The organism is Agrobacterium sp. 16-2014-1-2a (assembly GCF_053522705.1).
This window is the reverse complement of the sequence record NZ_JBNWBX010000001.1, coordinates 88691-108054: the sequence shown is the minus strand read 5'-3', so window position 1 is coordinate 108054 and position 19364 is coordinate 88691. Positions and strand designations below refer to the sequence as shown.

The window sequence follows — 19364 nt, the reverse complement described above, 5'->3', positions numbered from 1 at the left end:
GAAGGGGCCGTTGTTTTTTGTCACGCAACCTGCTTCTTCGCCGCAAGCTTGCGCTTCACATCCGGCGGCGTCGCCTCTTCCACGAGGCTTGTAATCGCATCTTCGAGCGACATCGGCGTCTGGTTTTGGGAACCGAGACGGCGGATGTTGACAGTGCGCTCTTCCGCTTCCTTGCGCCCGCAGACGATGATGACCGGCACCTTGGTCACCGAGTGCTCGCGGACCTTGTAGTTGATCTTCTCGTTGCGGAAGTCGGTTTCGACAGCCATGCCCGCCTCGCGCAGTGCTTCGGCAACCTCGCGGCCATAATCGTCCGCATCCGAAGTGATCGTCGCGACCACGACCTGAAGCGGCGCGAACCACAATGGCATGTGACCGGCAAAGTTCTCGATCAGGATACCAAGGAAGCGCTCCATCGAGCCGCAGATGGCGCGATGTATCATCACCGGCTGCGTCTTTTCGGAGTTCTGGTCGATATAGAAGGCGCCGAAACGTTCCGGCAGGTTGAAGTCCACCTGCGTCGTGCCGCACTGCCATTCACGACCGATGGCATCCTTCAGCGTATATTCGAACTTTGGCCCGTAGAAAGCGCCCTCGCCCGGCAGAATGCCGGTCTTGATGCGGCCGCCGGACTGTTCCTCGATGGTCTTCAGAACCTCCATCATGACGCTTTCGGCACGGTCCCAGAGATCGTCGGAACCGACACGCTTTTCCGGACGGGTCGAAAGCTTGACGACGATCTCGCTGAAACCGAAATCCTCATAGACCGAGAGGATCAGGTCGTTGATGCGCAGGCATTCCGCCGCCATCTGCTCTTCCGTGCAGAAGACATGCGCATCGTCCTGCGTGAAGCCGCGAACGCGCATCAGGCCATGCAGTGCACCTGAAGCCTCGTAGCGATGGACGTTGCCAAATTCAGCAAGGCGAACGGGCATTTCGCGGTAAGACTTCAAGCCATGCTTGAAGATCTGCACGTGGCCGGGGCAGTTCATCGGCTTCAAGGCAAAGACGCGCTGGTCCGCATCCTCGTCATCGGGATGGGTAAAGGCATGGGCGGATTTCACCGCGAACATGTTTTCCTGATACCAGCCCCAGTGACCTGAGGTTTCCCACAACGACTTGTCCAGCACCTGCGGCGCGTTGACTTCCTGATAGGTATTGGCAAGCCGACGGCGCATATAGGCCGTCAGCGTCTGGAACATGCGCCAGCCCTTGCCGTGCCAGAAGACCACGCCCGGACCTTCTTCCTGGAAATGGAACAGGTCCATTTCCCGGCCAAGACGGCGGTGGTCACGCTTTTCGGCTTCGGCCAGAATGTGCAGGTAATTGTCCAGCTCTTCCTGGGTCGCCCAGGCGGTGCCGTAGATGCGCGACAGCATCGCATTGTTGCTGTCACCACGCCAATAGGCGCCGGCTACCTTCATCAGCTTAAAGGCCGTACCGACCTGACCCGTGGACGCCATATGCGGGCCGCGGCAAAGATCGAACCAGTCGCCCTGATAATAGATCTTCAGGTCCTGACCTTCGGGAATGGCATCGACCAGCTCGACCTTGTAGTTTTCGCCCTTTGCGGCAAACACTTCCTTGGCCTTCTCGCGCGACCAGACTTCGCGGGTAAACGGCTTGTTGCGCTGAATGATCTCCTTCATCCGCTTTTCGATCTTCGGCAGATCTTCGGGCGTGAAAGGTTCGTTCTTGGCAAAGTCGTAATAGAAGCCGTTCTCGATGACAGGGCCGATCGTCACCTGCGTGCCGGGCCACAACTCCTGCACGGCCTCGGCCATGACGTGGGCGGCATCGTGGCGGATGAGTTCCAGCGCGCGGCTGTCCTCACGCGTGACGATTTCTATCTTGCCATCGGTGATTGCCTCGGACAAATCGCGCACGGTGCCATCAAGCGCAATGGCGACAGCCTTCTTCGCAAGCGATTTGGAGATGGATTCGGCGACCTCGCGGCCGGTCGTGCCGGCGGGATAGCTGCGTACGGACCCATCGGGAAATGTAAGGGAAACGGTTTGTGACATCGTCGAATGCTCCTGATCCAGTCCCGCCAACGAATGCGGGTGGTGTTGGAATAAAAAAGAACGCCCTCTTTCGCAGATGGGCAGGCAGGCTGATAAAGAATTTTCCCGTTCCAGTCAAAGGTGAACGGCGGCTCAGCGAAGCATTTCGGCAATTCCATTGACGGTATTGGCGTTGCGGGTCGTGCCGATGCCGAGCTTCTTCGTGGTCAGCGCAGAGAGAAGCCGGCTTTCGCTTGGCTTGCCGCAAAAGTCGATCCACAGGTCACCGCCGACAATGGCGATCTTTTCCTTCTGGCGGTACTTCTCCAAGAGTCCAAGATAATCCCCGGCAAGCGGATCGCGCATCACCCTTACGCAGACATCCGGTGGATTGCCATCCGGAAACGGGTTTGTGGCAGTCAGGGCCAGCCAATCAGGCGCTGAGCGAACGAGAATATCGACGTGTTTGCCGAACCGTTTTTCAAAGACGCGCTCCAGCGCCTCCTCGATTTCGCAGACAGGCGCCTCCGGTGCGCGGAAGACCAGATTTCCGGTCGCAACCAGCGTCCTGCACTCCTCAAAGCCCAGCTCCTGCGCCATTTCACGCAGATCGGCCATGATGAGCCGCTTGCCCGCCCCGAGCACGATGCTGTGCAGAAGAGCGACATAGGTCATTGATGCAGCATCCAATACCGCCAGGGCGTCCACCAGTGCTTGTCAGCGCCCAGTGTTTCCGGCACGGGGTCCAGCCCGCTGGTGCCGCCCGGACCGCAACGCGCGACGCGAAACAGCGTCATCCACCCGCCCGGCCAAAGTCCGTGGCGAGCGATCGCCTCATAGCCATATTCGGAACAGGTAGGAATGTGGCGACAGGAATTGCCGACGAAACCCGACAAAGTCAGCTGATAGAGCCGGATGAAGCCAACGCCGAAAAGACGGCCTGGGGTCTTCGCAAAGACTCCCCCCCAGTTGCGGGATCGCCCGACCTTCTCTCCCGTCTTCTGATGTCCGCAGTCCGGTTCACCGCACATCGCCTAACCCGCAGCGTTCAGAACCGGCCGGGCTTCGATCTGGTCGAGAGCATCGACGACCGCTTCGAAGGTCAGCATGGTCGAGGCGTGGCGTGCCTTGAAATCCCGGACGGGTGAAAGCACCCGCATATCCTCGAAACGGCCTGTCGGCCCCTCGCCGCCCTGTTTCAGCATGGCAAGCATGTCTTCCCGCGCCTGCCGGATCTCACCGCTGGAAGCGCCGACGACATGATGCGCCATGATCGAGGCGGATGCCTGGCCGAGCGCGCACGCGCGAACCTCATGTGAAAAAGCCGTGACGATGCCGCCTTCCACCTTCAGATAGACCTTGAGTTTGGAGCCGCACAGCCGCGAGTGTTTTTCAGCGCTGGCATCAGCATCATCAAGCACACCGGTCAGTGGAATATTTCCTGCAAATTCCAGAATTCGGTTGTTGTAGATATCGTCCATCATCAGGTATCCGGCGTTCAAGAATGCCCAAAAACGGGACAGGTTATTTTTTTCAAACACAGCGTTTGTCGCAGTGGAGCTTTCCTGCCCTTCATTCCCATTATATGCTAACGAGCTTTCTGGACATCAAGCCGATATGAAATTAACGGCTCCGATACCGAAATATCAGCATCGGCCTTGCCAAAATGCTGTAAAACAACCAGATAGCAGCAACGGTGGACGAAGTCCCCGCTACGAAAAACAAAGTTCAGGTGCGGCCTTGACCCGCATCGGGAGAGACGGAATGGATGCGATCGTGAAGAATTTCCCCGGCGCTGGCGCAAAACCCGATGTGGCAGAGGCTCGCCCAAGCCAGACGGAAGCGGAAGAAGCAGTGCGCGTTCTTCTGCGCTGGGCAGGAGAAAATCCCGCCCGCGAAGGACTCCTGGACACGCCGAAGCGCGTTGCCAAGGCCTATCGCGAACTCTTCGCCGGTTACGAGCTGAACGTCCAGGACGTTCTCGGCACGACCTTCGAGGAAGTTGGCGGTTATGACGATGTGGTGCTGGTGCGCGACATCCCCTTCTTCTCCCATTGCGAACACCACATGGTTCCGATCGTCGGCAAGGCGCATGTCGCCTATCTTCCGGCTGGGCGCGTGCTCGGCCTGTCGAAGATCGCCCGCGTCGTCGAAATCTTTGGCCGCCGCCTGCAGACGCAGGAAAACATGACCGCGCAGATCGCAAGATCCATCGAGGAAACTCTGAAGCCGCGCGGCGTGGCCGTCATGATCGACGCCGAACATATGTGCATGTCCATGCGCGGCGTAAACAAGCAGGGGTCCACGACCCTCACCACCAGCTTCACCGGCACCTTCAAGAACGACCCGGCGGAGCAGGTGCGCTTCATGACCATGGTGCGGAACCGCTAACGGTTCCGCTTTTTCCCCGGGGTAGCAATGTCCATTTCGTTTCCGTCCGCGCCTGCGGATAAGGAAGTGCTTGAAAATTCAGGTCTCTTCTCACCGAAATTCGATGCCCACGGCCTTGTCACCGCCGTGGTCACCGATGCGCGTGATGGTGAATTGTTGATGGTCGCCCATATGAATGCGCAAGCCCTGTCGTTGACGCTGGAAACGGGCATCGCCCACTATTACAGCCGCTCGCGCGACAAGATCTGGAAAAAGGGCGAAACCTCCGGCAACCTGCAGACGGTGAAGGAATTCCGCACCGATTGCGATCAGGACGCCGTATGGCTGAAGGTCTCCGTCGCCGGTCATGACGCAACCTGCCATACCGGCCGCCGCTCCTGCTTCTACCGCACGGTCGAGTTGGCCGATGGCAATGCCGTCACCAGAATCACCGACGATACCCGCCATTTCGACCCGGCGACTACCTATTCTGGCACGTGAACGGCCACCTTCCATCCGCCGCACCAATTTGCTACCAATAATTCAGGATTCGGGGAGGAACAGACCGGGTCCTGGGAGCAGGCAGGGAGTGTACGGTCATGTTGGGCTGGGGAAGCAATCGTCATAATGCTCTTGCGGCTGGCAACACCGAAACAATCGTCAACGAGATCGTTGATACTCGCCGGATTGCGCTTGCGCTCGGCGGTGGCGCTGCGCGCGGCTGGGCACATATCGGCGTCCTGAGGGCACTAGACGAAGCCGGTGTAAAAATCGGCATGATTGCCGGAACCTCGATCGGCGCGCTGGTCGGCGGTTGTTATCTCGCCGGAAAGCTTGACGAGCTGGAGGAATTTGCCCGTTCGCTGACGATGCGGCGCATTGCCGGCCTGCTCGATCTGACGATTGGCGGCGGCGGTCTCTTCGGCGGCATGCGGCTGACCAAGCGCATGCAGGAGCATCTCGAAGGCTTGCGCGTCGAAAACCTCGAGCACCCTTTCATCGCCGTCGCCACGGAATTGCGCACCGGCCACGAGGTCTGGATTCACCAGGGCGACCTCGTCACCGCACTGCGCTCATCCTATGCGTTGCCCGGCATTTTCGAGCCAGTGCAATGCAACGGCCGCACCCTGATCGACGGCGCTCTCGTCAACCCCGTACCGGTTTCGGTCTGCAGGGCCTATGAGCAGGCGCTCGTCGTCGCCGTCAATCTCAATTACGATCTGTTCGGCCGCTCTGCCGTGGTCAAACATTCCTCTTCGCCCCCTAATGGCGCAGCACCTTCCTTGGAAGGTCCGCCGCGCCCCGGCCTGCCGGGCGTCATGGTGCAGGCCTTCAATATCATTCAGGACCGGATTTCGCGCTCGCGTCTGGCGGGCGACCCGCCCGACCTTATGCTGCATCCCCGTATCAACGATATCGGCCTGTCAGAATTCCATCGCGCCAGCGAAGCCATCGACAGGGGATACGAGGAAACACGCGCCCGCGTTCCCGAGCTGGAGCGCATGCAGCAGGCGTTCCGACGCTAACGTACACTACAAATATTCGTGCTGAGCATTCCAGCTTGCGGTAGCCGCAGCCTCCTAGGCCGTCATTCCTGCGCGTGTCACAGGAATGACGGAGTCGTTTCGAAATGACTATTGCGGACGCGCCGGAAACGAAACCTCATCCGGCGATATAGGCCTTGATATGTTCGGCTTCCGCCTCGATCTCGCCGATCCGCGCCTTTACCACGTCACCGATGGAGATGATGCCGGCAAGACGACCGTCGTCCTCAACCGGAATATGGCGGAACCGCCCTCCGGTCATGATTTCCATCAATTCGTCGGTGGTAGAATTGTGATGACAGCGGATGACGTTCTTGGTCATGGCCACCGAAACGGATTGCAGAAGGGAGGCAGCGCCCTCGCCTGCCACGACCTTCACCAGATCGCGTTCCGTGAAAATACCGAGAACGACGCCGTCGGCATCGGTCACGACGAGTGCACCGATCTTGTGCGCATTCAGCGTTGCTGCCGCCTCGCCGATGCTTACGCTCGGACCCACAGTCACGACATTCCGGCCCTTGCGGTCCAGAAGATCTTTTACGAATGTTGCCATGCCTTCCTCCTCCTGTCAGCAATCTGCAACGCGAAGAAGTCTCTCCGCGGTTGCAAATCATGGAACATGGTGCGCTGAGGCCTATGCGAATGCAATCCCGGATGGGACCTGCACAAGCAAATTTGCGCCACGGCCGACAAGGAGCGTGATCGCCCTAGAGCGGGTGTTCCACACTTCCACTGGAAAGGTTCCCGCGGATCGGGCGATCGAACAGGCCGAAGAACAGGAAGCCGAGCAGAAAGCCGAAGACATGCGCATCCCAGGCGACTTCACCGCCGACATCGCCAAACAGCGGCACGCCGACCGCGATCAGGACATTGCCGAAAAGCCACATCAGCGTGAAGATCAGCACGGTCCTGTTCGAAAGCGCCGCGACAATGCTCTGCCTTGGCATCAGATGGCCGAAAGAGGCGCTGTAGCCGCCGCGCGACGGGAAAGCGAAACGGCATGCGGCTCCCATCAGCGCCGAAACGACACCTGATGCTCCGATCAGAACCGTCACATCGCCCCAGTTCAGCGCCGCGTGGCCAAAAGCTGAAACGGCGGCGGATATGCACCATAACAGTACGAAGCGAAGCGTTCCGATCCGGCGCAGAACCGGCGCGCCAAAGGCCATCAACCACAATCCGTTAAAAAGAATATGCTCGATGCCGCCGTGCAAAAAAGAATATGTCACCGGCGTCCAGAGCCATTCCAGCCCCTGCTGGGATAATGGCACCGCGTAACGCAGCGGAATGAAGCCGAAGGTGAAGATGAACCAGCCGTTGCCATCCTCCGACAGAAGATAGGCCGGAACCACAAAGGCCAAGAGCAGCGCCGCCAATATGCCGACCAGAAGCGGCGGCAGGTTGAAGACGGGATTATGTGCGTCCTCTTTCAGTTCCTGACTTTCCGAAACCGGCGGCTTTTCGCCGTCGCCGTTGGACATGATTCCATCCCTGTTTTTGTGGAAATTTGCGTCTCCCGAGCAATATAGGAAGCCCGGGCGAAAAAAAAGCCGTCCTGCTTTTCGGGCCACGACGCAAAAACCGCAATCGGTTCAAGCGCCTGTACCCAAAGGGCAGTCCGGCCTGCGCGCCCGCCGTAAAATTACGGGCGAAAGCATCAATTGTGCTGACTGGGAGCATGTCCCCGACATGGCCGCAGCGATGCCACGACCTTGGTCGTCGCGCAATCTCAACCATTTGTTAACCTTAACAAAATCGGTTGGCATGAAATTCGCTACACCACAAGTAACAGACGTTCGGATGGACATGATGTCCCAAATACGAACATGGAGAACGATGCTATGAAGAGCATGGCCGGACTGGAGATATATGCCTATTGGGACACGCTGCGCGGCAATAAACCTGCGCCCCGCCGAGAAGACTTCGATCCCGCAAAGCTGAAACATCATCTCGGCGACCTCTTCATCCTGACGGACAAGGGAGAAAGAACGCCATTCTTCCGCCTTGCAGGCACGCACCTGTGCGACCTGTTCGGCCGGGAATTGCGCGACAGCCCGTTCTCGGATCTGTGGCCAGCGGCAAGTGCCACCTTCCCCTGCCGTGTCGCACGCGGCATCCTGCAACATCAATTGCCCGTGGTGTTCGATATCGAAGCGGAGGACGACCATGGCGCGGCGGCGCCTGCTTTCGAAATGCTGCTCTTGCCACTAAGTTCGGATAATGACACAGCCCCGAGATTGCTCGGAGCGCTGCTGCCGGAGCGGCCCCGTCACGAATTCGCAGCACCGATCAGTTGCCTCGTCATGAAAAGCAGCCGCCTGCTACGCATGGATATCGCGCCGACAACGTATTCTACGAATGCGCGAACCGCTGTCATGCCGCATGCGGTAACCCGCTGACTGCCGCATCCCACCCCGTATGGTGAGGGTGGATCGCGTATGATCGCGCCGGAATTTCGTACGAAATACGTCAAAGCTGTAACGATTTTGACGATTGCAAAAATTGTAAGGGTTAAACAATACAGTCTGTTAACCCGGGCGGCGTAGAGATTTGTCATCATCACTGGTTACAATTGCGCTGCCATGTTCTCATCACGTTCGGTCAACATTGCCCAAACCCTGCGTCCGGTTGAAGAGGTTCACTTCGACGATCCCGTCCGTGTGTCCTTCACCGGCCGCCTCATGTTGCCCGATCACCAGGAATATGATTGCACCGCAACCGAGATGACCGCCGAAAGAGCGCTGTTTGCCTGCTCGGGCATTGCGCGCAACGGTGATCGCGTCATCTCCTATCTCCAGCATATCGGTCGCATCGAAGGAACGGTTACGGCGCTTACCGCGTCGGGCTTCGTCATTGCCATCAATGCGCCCGAACGCAAGCGGGAAAAGCTGGCCGCCCAGCTCGCATGGATCGCCAAGCGCCAGCTGCTCGGCCTGCCGGAAGACCGCCGCCACGACCGCCTGACACCACGCAATACCCGGGCACATCTGATGCTGGAAGACGGCGTGCTTCTCGCCTGCCGGCTGATCGACCTTTCCTTGTCGGGCGCAGCCATCGAGATCGAAAACCGGCCTCCACTCGGCACCAGGGTCCAGCTTGGCAAGAACATGAGCGGCAAGATCGTACGCCACTTCATGGAAGGCGTTGCGGTAGAATTCGACCGGGTCCAGTCGCCCGACGCCCTGATCGAATTTCTCTAGGTCATTTCTCGTAATACCGTGGAGCGGTATGTCCGTGCGGCAAGTGCGGCATTCGCCAGATCTTGTCACGGCTATCGCTTTCCGGCGCTCCGGCCGTGAGCCGGAATACAGCCAGCCCAAGTCTCTTGGCCGAAAAAGCTTTTCCCGCGACACAGGCGCACATCGATCCGATTCCGGCTAAGGCCGGAATGATGGGAGCACACTGCTTTCGTCTACAAAAATGCCGCTCGTGCATTTGCGCTGACAGTTTAAAATACTGCTTTCCCGCACTTTGGATTCCGCTGAAGCTGACTTCCGTGCTATCCGGTCAGAGTGCCCGGCGCGCTCCATTTCGCGTTAGTTCTCGCGCAAAACCGCACTGAAAAATCCCGCTCCAAGCTTTTTTTCCAAGAAAAAAACAGTTTTCTTGAAGTTTTTTTCGCTGGCTTTTTGCCCTGTCCCGACTTGAAACACCAATCCCAAAACGGGAAATCCGCGTCTTCGATACGCTCCGCGGCCTGACTACCCAGCATCGCAAAAATATCTCTGTGCCAAAAAACGCTTTCAATACAGCGGCCTAAATGGCTACCAAAAACCTAAGGTCGAGATGCGTAAAATTGTAATAAAATTTGCTTCAAACACGCGTAAAAACTAACTCGAATACAGTTCAAAACAAGCGCTAATTTGCTGAAATATAAGCTCAAATTGACACGCGCATCTTTCCGCGGGGTCAAAATATACATGCGAGTGTCTCCTCAACACGGGGAGACAAGCAATGAACAAAAACAACCGTTTCGGTTTCTTTCTGATCGCATTCATCGTCAGCGCCATCGCCCATCAGGCCAGCGCTTCGCCATCCGCCGCCATGCGCGTGATCGGCAAGGCCAACCCGCCGATCGGCCACTACGAGTTCTGCCAGACCTATCAGAGCGAATGCCAGCCGACATCGCTGGATAACGGCCCGATGAAACTGACCGAAGAGCGCTGGAAGACGATGCTGGACGTCAACTATACCGCCAACACCACGATCACGCCGATGACCGACATGGAAATCTACGGCGTCGAAGAGCGCTGGGCCTACCCCACCACGGTCGGCGATTGCGAAGATTTCGTGCTTCTGAAGCGCAAGATGCTGATGAACAAGGGCTTCTCCGCCAACAACCTGCTGATCACGGTTGTTCTGCAGCCGAATGGCGAAGGCCATGCAGTTCTGACCGTTCGCACCGATCGCGGTGATTTCGTCCTCGACAACATGCGCAACAAGGTCATGAACTGGTCGGAGACCGAATATACCTACCTGAAGCGTCAGGACACCGCCAATCCCGGACGCTGGGTGAAAATACAGGATGGCCGCGCCACCACTGCGGTTGGCGGCATCAACTGAAGCCACCCAAACCCACGCAAATACCGTCTCCCCAAATGAAAAAGCCGGCTCCGCGAAGGAAGCCGGCTTTTTCATTTCAATCACATCCATTGACGATCAGAGCAGGCCTAGTTCGGCCAGTTCCCGCTTGAGGTCGGAGGGCATCTCCTCGCCGCCGAAATCACCGCCGCCGAGATCGCGTGGGGCCTCGTTGTCCTTGAGGTAGCGCCAGCCCTGAAACGGCCGCTTCGGCGCAGGCGACGTCTCGATCACCTCGGGGCCGAGAATGAGATCGCAGCGGGTAATGCCGTCGTCGCCCTTGAAAGAACGTATGTCGAGAAGTTTCTGCCGTGCCTGCACCTGGCCTTTGATGACCCAATAGAGCGAACCGCCTTCCAGCAATTCGTCAAGCCGTTTCGGGATCATCCGCGTGGTGTGGACGCTGTGCGGCTCAAGGCCAGCTGCGATCGCGGTCAGCGAGCGATGCGCAACCCAGTCTCTCAAATCCTGGAGTGAATCCGCGCCGACGCAAAGTTTTATAAGATGTAGAGGCATATGCTTATCAATGCCTTTTTGCGTCGGGCGTCAAGCATGTGGACCATGCCTGACGCCCTGCCCGCTCAGCATTCCACAACGTTCACGGCAAGACCGCCGGTGGAAGTTTCCTTGTACTTGTCGCTCATGTCGTTGCCGGTCTGGCGCATGGTTTCGATACAGGCATCGAGCGGCACGAAATGCTGGCCGTCACCCTTCAGCGCCAGGGAAGCCGCCGTTACCGCCTTCACCGCACCCAGCGCATTGCGCTCGATGCAGGGCACCTGCACCAGACCGGCGATCGGGTCGCAGGTCATGCCGAGGTGATGCTCTAGCGCGATTTCGGCGGCATTCTCCACCTGTTCTGGCGAACCGCCCATGACGGCGGCAAGGCCTGCGGCCGCCATGGCGGCAGCGGACCCAACCTCGCCCTGACAGCCGACCTCGGCACCTGAAATAGATGCATTATGCTTGATGATGCCGCCGATTGCGGCCGCCGTCAGCAGGAAATCGCGAACATCGTCAACGGTCGCATCCTCGTGGAAATGCCGGAAATACCGGACCGTGGCCGGAACGACGCCCGCAGCACCGTTGGTCGGCGCTGTCACCACGCGCCCGCCCGCAGCATTTTCCTCGTTCACGGCCATGGCATAGACGCTCAGCCAGTCATTCGCCATGACAGGATTGAGCCGGTTGCTGCGCCATTCCTCATTCAGCTTCTCGTAGATGGAGCGGGCACGGCGGCGCACCTTCAGGCCACCGGGCATGATGCCGTCCACCTTCAGCCCGCGCTCGATGCAGCCGTTCATCGCCTCCCAGATTTGGTCGAGGCGCTCGTTCAGCTCGTCGCGGGAGATTACCGTTTCTTCGTTTGCGCGCTTCATCTGGGCGATGGTGCGGCCGGAGCGGCCCGCCATCTCAAGCATTTCCCGCGCCGTGGCGAACGGATAAGGCACACGCGGACCATTATCGATGGTCTTGCCGCGCTGCTTGATCGCCTCCAGTTCCGTATCGGTCACGACGAAACCGCCGCCCACGGAATAATAGATGCGCTTGAGGAGCAGCCTGCCCTGATTGTCGAAGGCGGAAAAGGTCATGCCGTTGGCATGGCCGGGCAGCGGGTTCTTCTTGTCGAAGACCAGATCCTCGGCTGGATTGAACTCATAGGAGGGGTGGCCGGGTGGCGACACGGTACCGGCCTTTTCAACCTTTTCGATGATCGGGTCCATGGCGTCGGGGTCGACGAGATCCGGCCGCTCGCCCGTCAGGCCGAGGATGACCGCACGGCCGGTGCCGTGGCCAATGCCGGTAAAGGCAAGCGAACCGTGCAGGCTGACCTTCAGGCGCGACACGGAAGCACCCGCCGGACGCGGCCATTCATCACCGAGGATCAGCGCAAGAAAGCGGTTCGCCGCCGTCATCGGCCCCATCGTATGCGAGCTGGAAGGACCGATACCGATCTTGAAGACGTCGAAGACCGAAAGAAACATGAGGCTTACCTTGAATAAGAATGGATTCCACCGCCATCATATCCAAAGCCGCGACGGATCGCCACAAAAGAGCGGCACCGGCTTTTGCAGCTGCGACATACAGGCCGCAGAAACGAAAACAGCACGGTTTCCAGAGGAAACCGCGCCGTTTCAAAACCCGTCATTCATGAGAAGTGCTTATGGGCTGCCAAAAATGTACGTCAATGCGAGAAATGCGGCAAAGCCTGCAAGCGCGCGCAAGGTGACGGCCCAACAGGATTTCTGAGCGGTTTCTTCCATGATTACTCCAGCTATTCACTCTCCGGGCGATCTTCAAGACCGGGCCCGTTGGGGGAAGCATTTATTAAAATCCGGCGCAGAACGCAAATGCAAAAAGCGGCTAAATGAAGGCGTTTTTGACGGGCTGCCATTCGTCAGCTGCATAGGTGTGTGAAAAAACAAGGCTTTAGATCGGGGCTTTCGGGTTGCCCCTTTTTGCCGTTCGCCTCAATTTGAACCAAAGTGTAACTGATTTATGAAGGTTTCGCACAAACGCCTGTTGAAGCCAGCGGCAATCGGCATTCCAGAGTTGAATTTCAGTGTCCGGACTGTTGTGCCTTGAAAGCCTTTCGGCTGTGCCTTATCGACAGAAAACGGCAACGGGATTCGTCATTACATGCAGCAGGCATCATCTTTTCCGGACCGCGAGACGGTCGCATCGAAACTTGCCTCGCTTGCAAGCGAGGACAAGGCGTGGGTGCTGCTTTTGATGGAAAACGTGTTGCAGGATGAAAACCTGCTGGCCGGCCTCAATCTCTATCTCGATCAACAGGCCAATGCCCGCTTCCTCAACAGTCTGAAACTCGAGACATCAGGCGAATGGCTGGGCTGTAATGCCCCTGCCCGCCTGCAGATACGCATCACGGAAGCGGCCAAGGCCAGCCAGCATCCTGCCTATCTGGCCTTCCGCAAGGGACTGACGGCATCGGCAGGCCTCGAAAAGGCCTACCCCAAGGCGCCGATCTGACTTAGTCAGGCACTCTGTCGACGACAGCGATAATTGGCCCCATGGGAAACAGGGAATCGCGCCTTTTCATCGCGGGAATGTCGACACTGGAAATCGTCCCGTCGAGATACAGCGCGTTTGGCGCATCCAGCGCATCCCTGAACAACGTCGCGAAGTCGTAAAAACGCACGGTGTTTTCCGAAATCGCGAAATGCACCATGCCATCGCGCGACACGCCGACGCCGTTGCGGCGTTTCAGGCTGTCGCTATCGGGCAGAAATCGCGGATGCAGCTTTCCATCGATCACCAGCATCGGGCCGGACTGGGTGGCAAAATCCGGCTTCAAGCCGGCAGAGACATAGCCCTGCGTTTCCAGAACGCCCGCCATTGCACCCTTTAGATAAAACACGCCATTCGGCAGAAGATGGAAATTGCCCCACCCGCCGCCGGTAATAATCGGCGAACGTTCGACGCCGTTTTCGACAAAAAGGCCAACGGGAGAATAGTCGGAATGATACATGCCGCCATTCATGGCGAAGACGCTGAACATGTGCTGCCGCCACAGGGCGGAGGAGAGATCGGAGAAGGAGCGATATCCCTCACCCGAGACATGATCGCGGTCGTAAATCCGGATCATGCTTTTCGCAGGATCGAAACTGCAGACGATGTAACGTCCGCCCGCATGCTCCATGGTTTTGCAGAAATCCGCCTGTCCGCCCACCTTAGCCGAAAACGGCAAAAGCAATGGCAGCAGCAAGCTAATCAGTCTTTTCGTCACCAGTCTTTTCATCAGCGCCCGCTCATGCCCTCTCGCCCCATCTTAGTACGGCGCGATTCTTACACATGAACTGTGACGGTGAAATCAGGTCAAAGAAAAGGCGTCCCCTTCATTCAGGGAGACGCCAGACCTTGGAGGGGAGAGACTTAGCGACGCGCGGCGCGGTCTACGCTACGACCTGCGTCCTGCGTGGCGTCCACTGCATTTGCCGTATCCCGGCCAACGCCGCGAATGGTATTACCGCAGGAACTCAAGGTCACGACGGTCAACAAAGCCACGAAAACTGTCGAAAGAATACGTGTGATCATTTGAAATAACTCCCCTATGACTTGCCGTCCAAAGGCAAGCGCCGATGTGATATGCGTCACAATAACGTGAGCATTGGAAATCGGTTCCACCGGCGTTTGAAAAAATCCCGTCGGTGAAAATTAACATGGTTTTGAACTTCGCGAGGGAAACTCGGGCGCAGGGATCATGATCGGGAAAATGGTGTGGGTGACATGACTGAGATAAACAATCGGCTACTGGTGATGACGGCGGGGGGGCTGAACCCCAATGTCATGATCAATGCGCTGGCCGCCCGGTTTCCGGATATCCATGTCATCGTGGAGCAGGCGGAAAGCAAATCGGCCATTCTGAAAAGACGGGCGCGGCGGCTTGGCTGGATGACAGCCGCAGGCCAGATGGCGACGATGATCGCCTCCCGGCTCGGCAAACGCTTCACTGTTCGGCGCACAAATGAGATCATTGCCGAACATGGCCTCTCTGCCGATCTCGGCCAGGCAGTTCCTGTTACACACGTGGCCTCCCTGAACGACGAAGAGTGCCACAAGGCCATCAACACCTTGCAACCGGCGGCGATCTTCACCATTTCCTGCCGCCTTCTGACACCGGCAACCCTTCAAGCTCTGCGCTGCCCGGTCATCAATTTCCACGCCGGCATCAATCCCGCCTATCGCGGCCAGATGGGCGGTTATTGGGCGCTGGTGGAAAAGGACCGGGGTAATTTCGGTGCGACCGTGCATCTGGTCGACAAGGGCGTGGATACCGGCGCAACCCTTTACGAAAAGCGGCTGAAGCCCTCGCCTTCCGATACCATAGCCACCTACCCCCTGCTTCTGACCGCCGCCTCGGTCGATATTGCGGTCAGCGCTATCGAGGACGCCCTTTCCGGCAGCCTTGCGCCGCAACCGCCCTTGCCTGGCAAATCGGTGCTGCGGTTTCCGCCGACGATCTGGACATGGCTGTGGAACGGCCTCACCAAACGTGTCTGGTGAGAACAACCAGCCATTGCCGCTAGCCAAACAGATGAAATCAAGCTTCGTCGCAGATGCAGGGCTGTCTTGCCGCAACAGGCAAAGACGTGGGCAACAAACGGGTGCATGATAAGGGAAAAGGACCAAATTCAAATTGCACGATATCTCGACCTCTCCCGCCATTGCCGCCTCCATTGAAGCCTCACCCGCACAGGTGCTCGGCCCGGCAAGTCTTGCCGGTATCTTTCCACAGGGCGTGCGTGTTTATCTGACAGACACCGGACAGGCCTCGCAGGACAGGCTGGTCGACGCTGCAAAACATCTTCGCGATCTCGGCTACACACCAGTGCCGCATCTCGCGGCACGGCGCATATCGTCTGGCGTGGAATTCGAGGAGCAGGTGAAGCGGCTGGCAGGCGAAGCGGGTGTGTCGGATGTGCTGGTAGTCGGCGGTGGCGTCGCCACGCCGGCTGGTCCCTTCACATCCAGCATGGATATGCTGTCGACCGGCATCTTCGATCGCTGCGGGATCAATCAGATTGCAATCGCCGGCCATCCCGAAGGCAGCCCCGATTTCAGCGATGAGACGGCGACGGCCGTCTTGAAGTTGAAGTATGATTTTGCCGAAAGAAGCGATGCGGCAATGCGCATCGTCACCCAGTTCGGCTTCGACCCCGCGCGCTTCATCGCCTGGGCGGAAGGACTCGCCGCCTCCGGCATCGACTTGCCAGTGCATATCGGCGTCTCCGGTCCGGCCAGGATCACGACGCTGCTGAAATATGCGGCTCTCTGCGGCGTCGGCAATTCCATCGCCTATCTGAAAAAGAACGCGCTCTCCCTGACGACGTTGGCCAAGGGGCATTCACCGGAAAGCGTGGTCGGCCCTATCGAACGGCACTGGCAGGCAAATCCGGCAGGGCCGATCCGGCAAATCCACGTTTTCCCATTTGGTGGGCTACAGAATTCGGCAGACTGGCTGGCCGGTCGTGGAAGCTGGCAAATCGGCGATGCGGACTTTTCCGCAAAACGGGGCACGGTAGCGATCTAGGCCCACCTTTGCCTATGGCGCGACGGACGCTCGCCGTCGCGCATTCCCGTTATAAAGATCTACCTCAGGCCGCCTTGGCGACCTCGACAAAGGCGTTGCGGATGCTTTCCGCGACCGCAAGGATGGGGCGCGAGGGTCTTTCGCCCGTGATCAGGCGAATATCGAAATAACCAAGTTCCGGCAGGCCTTCCTTGTCGCTCAGAATGACCATGTCGTTCTGCACATAGGAGCGCGGCAGGGGAGCGATGGCGAGATCGGCGGCAATTGCTGCGCGCTGCGCCATGGTATGGCCGCTGAGATAGGCCACGCGGAAATTGCGACCCCGCTTTTCAAGCGAGTTGATCGCTTCCGAACGCCAGATGCAGCCCTCTTCCCAGATCGATATGGGCAGCGGATCGCGCAGATAGGCCGTACCGCATTTTGCCCCGGCCCAGACGAGACGTTCGCGCATCAGCACCTCGCCCGTATCCCGCAGCGGATGCGACGCACAGTTGACCAGTGCCAGATCCAGCCGCCGTTCATCCATGCGCTTGTAGAGATTGGAACTGGAATCGATCGTGACATCGATCATGATGCCGGGGAAAACCTCGGCAAAACGCTTGAGGATACCCGGGAGCAAACCGCGCTCGCCAATATCTTCCGGCGCACCGAGCCTGACGACGCCAGACAGTTCAGGCATGACGAAACGCGACACGGCCTCGTTAGACAGCGCGATCATGCGGCGCGCATAGGTAAGAAGCGTTTCGCCATGCGCCGTCAAAGTCACCGAGCGGGCATCGCGCAGGAACAACGTCGTCTTCAGCTGTTCCTCCAGCTTCTTTATCTGCATGGAAACGGCGGACGGCGTTCTGAACACCACCTCTGCAGCGGTGGAGAAGTTCCCGGTCTCGGCAATCGCGACGAAGGTTCTCAGAATGTCGTTATCCAGCAGCGGCAGCGGTTGGCGGAAAGTTACGGTCATGGCACGAACCTTCAAATATTTTGATTTATAGATGGATATCATTTCGTTTGATTGAATGTCAACACAGGCGCACCATCCGGGACATCGAATGACAGGGCAACTAACACCTTGTCGGAATGAAGCGCTGGCCCATCACGGATAGACAGAAAGTCCGGCAGGCGGCGAGCGCGAGTCATTCCTAAAACTGATGAATGATATAAAATTCATTCTCTTGTTTGATGAGATATGTAAGCGCATACCGAAGTCGTAAACAGGATCGTGGTTCACGAAAGGATCAAGACATGGCCATGATACATTATCACCCCGCAGCGAGCCGTTCGTCGCAACGCCCCTCGACCGGTAGCTGGCTCCAGCGCCTGTCCGGCCAGATTTCCGCTCTCCATACGTCATGGAAGCGCGCAAGAATGCTCCGCGCGCTGGAAGGTTTGCCGCCTGAAACATTGAAGGACATTGGATGGCCGACAACCGACAGCAACCGCATCAGGGTCGTCCGCAAATGATGCGCAACCCCATGGCTCGCAACCGTCCCAGGACTTGCGAGCCATCCCCGTCAATCCCGAGACGCCCCGGTAGAGGCGTAAAATGACCTGCCTGTTTTACATGCGACACGACGCCCTTTAAAAAGGCTTGTCGCAAATTTTGCATATTTCAAAAGCTATTTTTTGACAGCCCGGATTTCACGGCGTATTTTTCGTTAAAGATGTCGGAAACAGGACATCCAGAAGACCGATTCCAAGGGAGGAATTGCGTATTCGCAACGGAGCACGGGCAAATGAGCAGGAACTCCCAGAAGAAACGCTCAATCGTCTTTTTTCTCATTCCGCAATTTACCATGCTGCCGTTCGCCGCAGCGGTTGAAACGCTTCGCATCGCCAATCGCATGCTGGGGTATCAGGCTTACGAATGGCGCCTTGCCTCGCTCGACGGCCAGAAGGTCATGTCATCAAGCGGCATCTGTCTTGAGGTCGACACCTGTCTTGCCGATGAGCGACGATATGTCAGCGGCGAAAACCGCGTTGAAATGGCGATCATCTGTTCGGGCATCGATGTCGACCAGCACATCAACAAATCCGTCAATGCCTGGCTGCGTGAAGCCTATAATCGCGGCATCGCCATCGGCAGCCTCTGTACCGCCGCGCATATCCTCGCGCAGGCTGGTCTATTGAACGGCAAACGCTGTGCGATCCACTGGGAGAACCTGCCTGGTTTTTCCGAAGCCTTCCCGCAGGTGGAAGTCTATGCCGATCTCTTCGAGGTCGACAGCAACATCTATACCTGCGCCGGCGGCACCGCATCGCTCGATATGATGCTGAGCCTGATCGGTCAGGATTTCGGCGAAAATCTTGTCAACCGCGTCTGCGAGCAGCAATTGACGGACCGGGTGCGCAGCCCCAACGACCGCCAGCGTCTGCCGCTGCGTGCGCGCCTCGGCGTTCAGAATAGCAAGGTCCTGTCGATCATCGAATTGATGGAAGGCAATCTGTCCGAGCCGCTGTCGCTGCTCGACATCGCCGATGCGGCCGATCTGTCGCGCCGACAGGTGGAGCGTCTCTTCCGGCAGGAAATGGGCCGCTCACCCGCCCGCTACTATCTTGAAATCCGCCTGGACCGCGCCCGCCACCTGCTGGTGCAATCGGCCATGCCGGTGGTCGAGGTTGCCGTTGCCTGCGGTTTCGTTTCCGCTTCGCATTTCTCCAAGTGTTATCGCGAAATCTACAATCGCACGCCGCAACAGGAACGGGCGGAACGCAAGCTGCTGATCAGCGCTTCACGGATGGCAACCGCGAGCCAGGGCAAAGCCGCGCACTGACGCGGCTTTAAACCTCTAGGGCGAAAAAAGCCCTCGCCTCAGT

23 protein-coding genes are annotated in these 19364 nt (G+C 58.1%); 12 read left to right on the top strand and 11 right to left on the bottom strand.

Annotated features, from left to right (window positions below; all coding sequences use genetic code 11):
* Window positions 1–20: 20 nt before the first annotated feature.
* The 4 genes from thrS to ACQZ45_RS00560 all read right to left on the bottom strand — a co-directional run bounded on the left by thrS (window position 21) and on the right by ACQZ45_RS00560 (window position 3484).
* Entirely contained in the window at window positions 21–2024 is a 2004-nt protein-coding gene (gene thrS / locus ACQZ45_RS00575) for a threonine--tRNA ligase (RefSeq protein ID WP_065659311.1), read from the bottom strand.
* A 132-nt stretch (window positions 2025–2156) separates the two neighbouring features.
* Complete coding sequence (locus ACQZ45_RS00570) at window positions 2157–2678, bottom strand: DUF1697 domain-containing protein (protein WP_448742112.1); 522 nt, start codon at window positions 2676–2678, stop codon at window positions 2157–2159.
* Window positions 2675–3034 (bottom strand): membrane protein insertion efficiency factor YidD, encoded by a 360-nt coding sequence (gene yidD, locus ACQZ45_RS00565; protein ID WP_065687289.1) that lies wholly within the window; start codon window positions 3032–3034, stop codon window positions 2675–2677. The genes ACQZ45_RS00570 and yidD overlap by 4 nt, the downstream gene beginning before the upstream one ends.
* A 3-nt stretch (window positions 3035–3037) precedes the next feature.
* A complete protein-coding gene (locus tag ACQZ45_RS00560) occupies window positions 3038–3484 on the bottom strand; it encodes an iron-sulfur cluster assembly scaffold protein (protein WP_025593674.1) in 447 nt (148 codons plus the stop codon).
* 283 nt (window positions 3485–3767) lie between these two features.
* Here ACQZ45_RS00560 and folE point away from each other — a divergent pair, with 283 nt between their 5' ends.
* From folE to ACQZ45_RS00545, 3 genes are all read left to right on the top strand, one after another.
* Entirely contained in the window at window positions 3768–4394 is a 627-nt protein-coding gene (folE, locus tag ACQZ45_RS00555; protein ID WP_003515674.1) for a GTP cyclohydrolase I FolE, read from the top strand.
* 27 nt (window positions 4395–4421) lie between these two features.
* The gene (gene hisI / locus ACQZ45_RS00550) at window positions 4422–4874 is read left to right on the top strand and encodes a phosphoribosyl-AMP cyclohydrolase (protein WP_013636306.1); all 453 of its coding nucleotides are present in this window, start codon (window positions 4422–4424) and stop codon (window positions 4872–4874) included.
* A 98-nt stretch (window positions 4875–4972) separates the two neighbouring features.
* Complete coding sequence (locus ACQZ45_RS00545) at window positions 4973–5899, top strand: patatin-like phospholipase family protein (RefSeq protein WP_038491283.1); 927 nt, start codon at window positions 4973–4975, stop codon at window positions 5897–5899.
* 136 nt (window positions 5900–6035) lie between these two features.
* Here ACQZ45_RS00545 and ACQZ45_RS00540 read toward each other — a convergent pair whose 3' ends face one another.
* Both ACQZ45_RS00540 and ACQZ45_RS00535 read right to left on the bottom strand, forming a co-directional pair.
* Window positions 6036–6470 (bottom strand): CBS domain-containing protein, encoded by a 435-nt coding sequence (locus ACQZ45_RS00540; protein WP_003515681.1) that lies wholly within the window; start codon window positions 6468–6470, stop codon window positions 6036–6038.
* A gap of 154 nt (window positions 6471–6624) precedes the next feature.
* Window positions 6625–7398 carry a rhomboid family intramembrane serine protease gene (locus ACQZ45_RS00535; protein WP_113291786.1) on the bottom strand — a complete coding sequence of 258 codons (774 nt, stop codon included), beginning with the start codon at window positions 7396–7398 and terminating at the stop codon, window positions 6625–6627.
* A 360-nt stretch (window positions 7399–7758) separates the two neighbouring features.
* Between ACQZ45_RS00535 and ACQZ45_RS00530 the strand changes: the two genes are divergently transcribed.
* The 3 genes from ACQZ45_RS00530 to ACQZ45_RS00520 all read left to right on the top strand — a co-directional run bounded on the left by ACQZ45_RS00530 (window position 7759) and on the right by ACQZ45_RS00520 (window position 10480).
* A complete protein-coding gene (locus ACQZ45_RS00530) occupies window positions 7759–8316 on the top strand; it encodes a PAS domain-containing protein (RefSeq protein ID WP_448742111.1) in 558 nt (185 codons plus the stop codon).
* Between the two features lie 183 nt (window positions 8317–8499).
* On the top strand, window positions 8500–9117 hold the full coding sequence (locus ACQZ45_RS00525; RefSeq protein ID WP_065659306.1) for a PilZ domain-containing protein: 618 nt from the start codon (window positions 8500–8502) through the stop codon (window positions 9115–9117).
* Window positions 9118–9871: 754 nt separating this feature from the next.
* Entirely contained in the window at window positions 9872–10480 is a 609-nt protein-coding gene (locus tag ACQZ45_RS00520; RefSeq protein WP_019566128.1) for a transglutaminase-like cysteine peptidase, read from the top strand.
* Window positions 10481–10576: 96 nt separating this feature from the next.
* Here the strand turns inward: ACQZ45_RS00520 and ACQZ45_RS00515 are convergent, their stop codons facing one another.
* Together ACQZ45_RS00515 and ACQZ45_RS00510 are read right to left on the bottom strand one after the other, a co-directional pair.
* Complete coding sequence (locus ACQZ45_RS00515; protein WP_013636312.1) at window positions 10577–11014, bottom strand: DUF1489 family protein; 438 nt, start codon at window positions 11012–11014, stop codon at window positions 10577–10579.
* Between the two features lie 65 nt (window positions 11015–11079).
* Entirely contained in the window at window positions 11080–12483 is a 1404-nt protein-coding gene (locus ACQZ45_RS00510; protein WP_013636313.1) for an L-serine ammonia-lyase, read from the bottom strand.
* On the opposite strand from ACQZ45_RS00510, the gene ACQZ45_RS00505 reads away from it, so the two are divergent.
* Together ACQZ45_RS00505 and ACQZ45_RS00500 are read left to right on the top strand one after the other, a co-directional pair.
* Window positions 12482–12748 (top strand): hypothetical protein, encoded by a 267-nt coding sequence (locus tag ACQZ45_RS00505; protein WP_019566127.1) that lies wholly within the window; start codon window positions 12482–12484, stop codon window positions 12746–12748. The genes ACQZ45_RS00510 and ACQZ45_RS00505 overlap by 2 nt on opposite strands.
* Window positions 12749–13138: 390 nt before the next feature.
* Window positions 13139–13489, top strand: coding sequence for a hypothetical protein (locus tag ACQZ45_RS00500; RefSeq protein ID WP_003515702.1), 351 nt, complete (start codon window positions 13139–13141; stop codon window positions 13487–13489).
* Window position 13490: 1 nt separating this feature from the next.
* Here ACQZ45_RS00500 and ACQZ45_RS00495 read toward each other — a convergent pair whose 3' ends face one another.
* Together ACQZ45_RS00495 and ACQZ45_RS00490 are read right to left on the bottom strand one after the other, a co-directional pair.
* Complete coding sequence (locus ACQZ45_RS00495) at window positions 13491–14258, bottom strand: phosphodiester glycosidase family protein (RefSeq protein WP_113292269.1); 768 nt, start codon at window positions 14256–14258, stop codon at window positions 13491–13493.
* Window positions 14259–14392: 134 nt separating this feature from the next.
* A complete protein-coding gene (locus tag ACQZ45_RS00490; RefSeq protein WP_003515706.1) occupies window positions 14393–14554 on the bottom strand; it encodes an entericidin domain-containing protein in 162 nt (53 codons plus the stop codon).
* Window positions 14555–14746: 192 nt separating this feature from the next.
* Here ACQZ45_RS00490 and ACQZ45_RS00485 point away from each other — a divergent pair, with 192 nt between their 5' ends.
* Both ACQZ45_RS00485 and ACQZ45_RS00480 read left to right on the top strand, forming a co-directional pair.
* On the top strand, window positions 14747–15523 hold the full coding sequence (locus ACQZ45_RS00485) for a formyl transferase (RefSeq protein WP_065687284.1): 777 nt from the start codon (window positions 14747–14749) through the stop codon (window positions 15521–15523).
* A 133-nt stretch (window positions 15524–15656) separates the two neighbouring features.
* Window positions 15657–16550, top strand: a complete 894-nt coding sequence (locus tag ACQZ45_RS00480; protein WP_113292268.1) for a methylenetetrahydrofolate reductase — start codon at window positions 15657–15659, stop codon at window positions 16548–16550.
* Between the two features lie 64 nt (window positions 16551–16614).
* Here the strand turns inward: ACQZ45_RS00480 and ACQZ45_RS00475 are convergent, their stop codons facing one another.
* A complete protein-coding gene (locus ACQZ45_RS00475; RefSeq protein WP_003515711.1) occupies window positions 16615–17553 on the bottom strand; it encodes a LysR family transcriptional regulator in 939 nt (312 codons plus the stop codon).
* A 239-nt stretch (window positions 17554–17792) separates the two neighbouring features.
* On the opposite strand from ACQZ45_RS00475, the gene ACQZ45_RS00470 reads away from it, so the two are divergent.
* Together ACQZ45_RS00470 and ACQZ45_RS00465 are read left to right on the top strand one after the other, a co-directional pair.
* Window positions 17793–18011, top strand: a complete 219-nt coding sequence (locus ACQZ45_RS00470) for a DUF1127 domain-containing protein (protein WP_025593690.1) — start codon at window positions 17793–17795, stop codon at window positions 18009–18011.
* Window positions 18012–18283: 272 nt separating this feature from the next.
* On the top strand, window positions 18284–19321 hold the full coding sequence (locus ACQZ45_RS00465; RefSeq protein WP_003515714.1) for a GlxA family transcriptional regulator: 1038 nt from the start codon (window positions 18284–18286) through the stop codon (window positions 19319–19321).
* Window positions 19322–19364 lie beyond the last annotated feature (43 nt).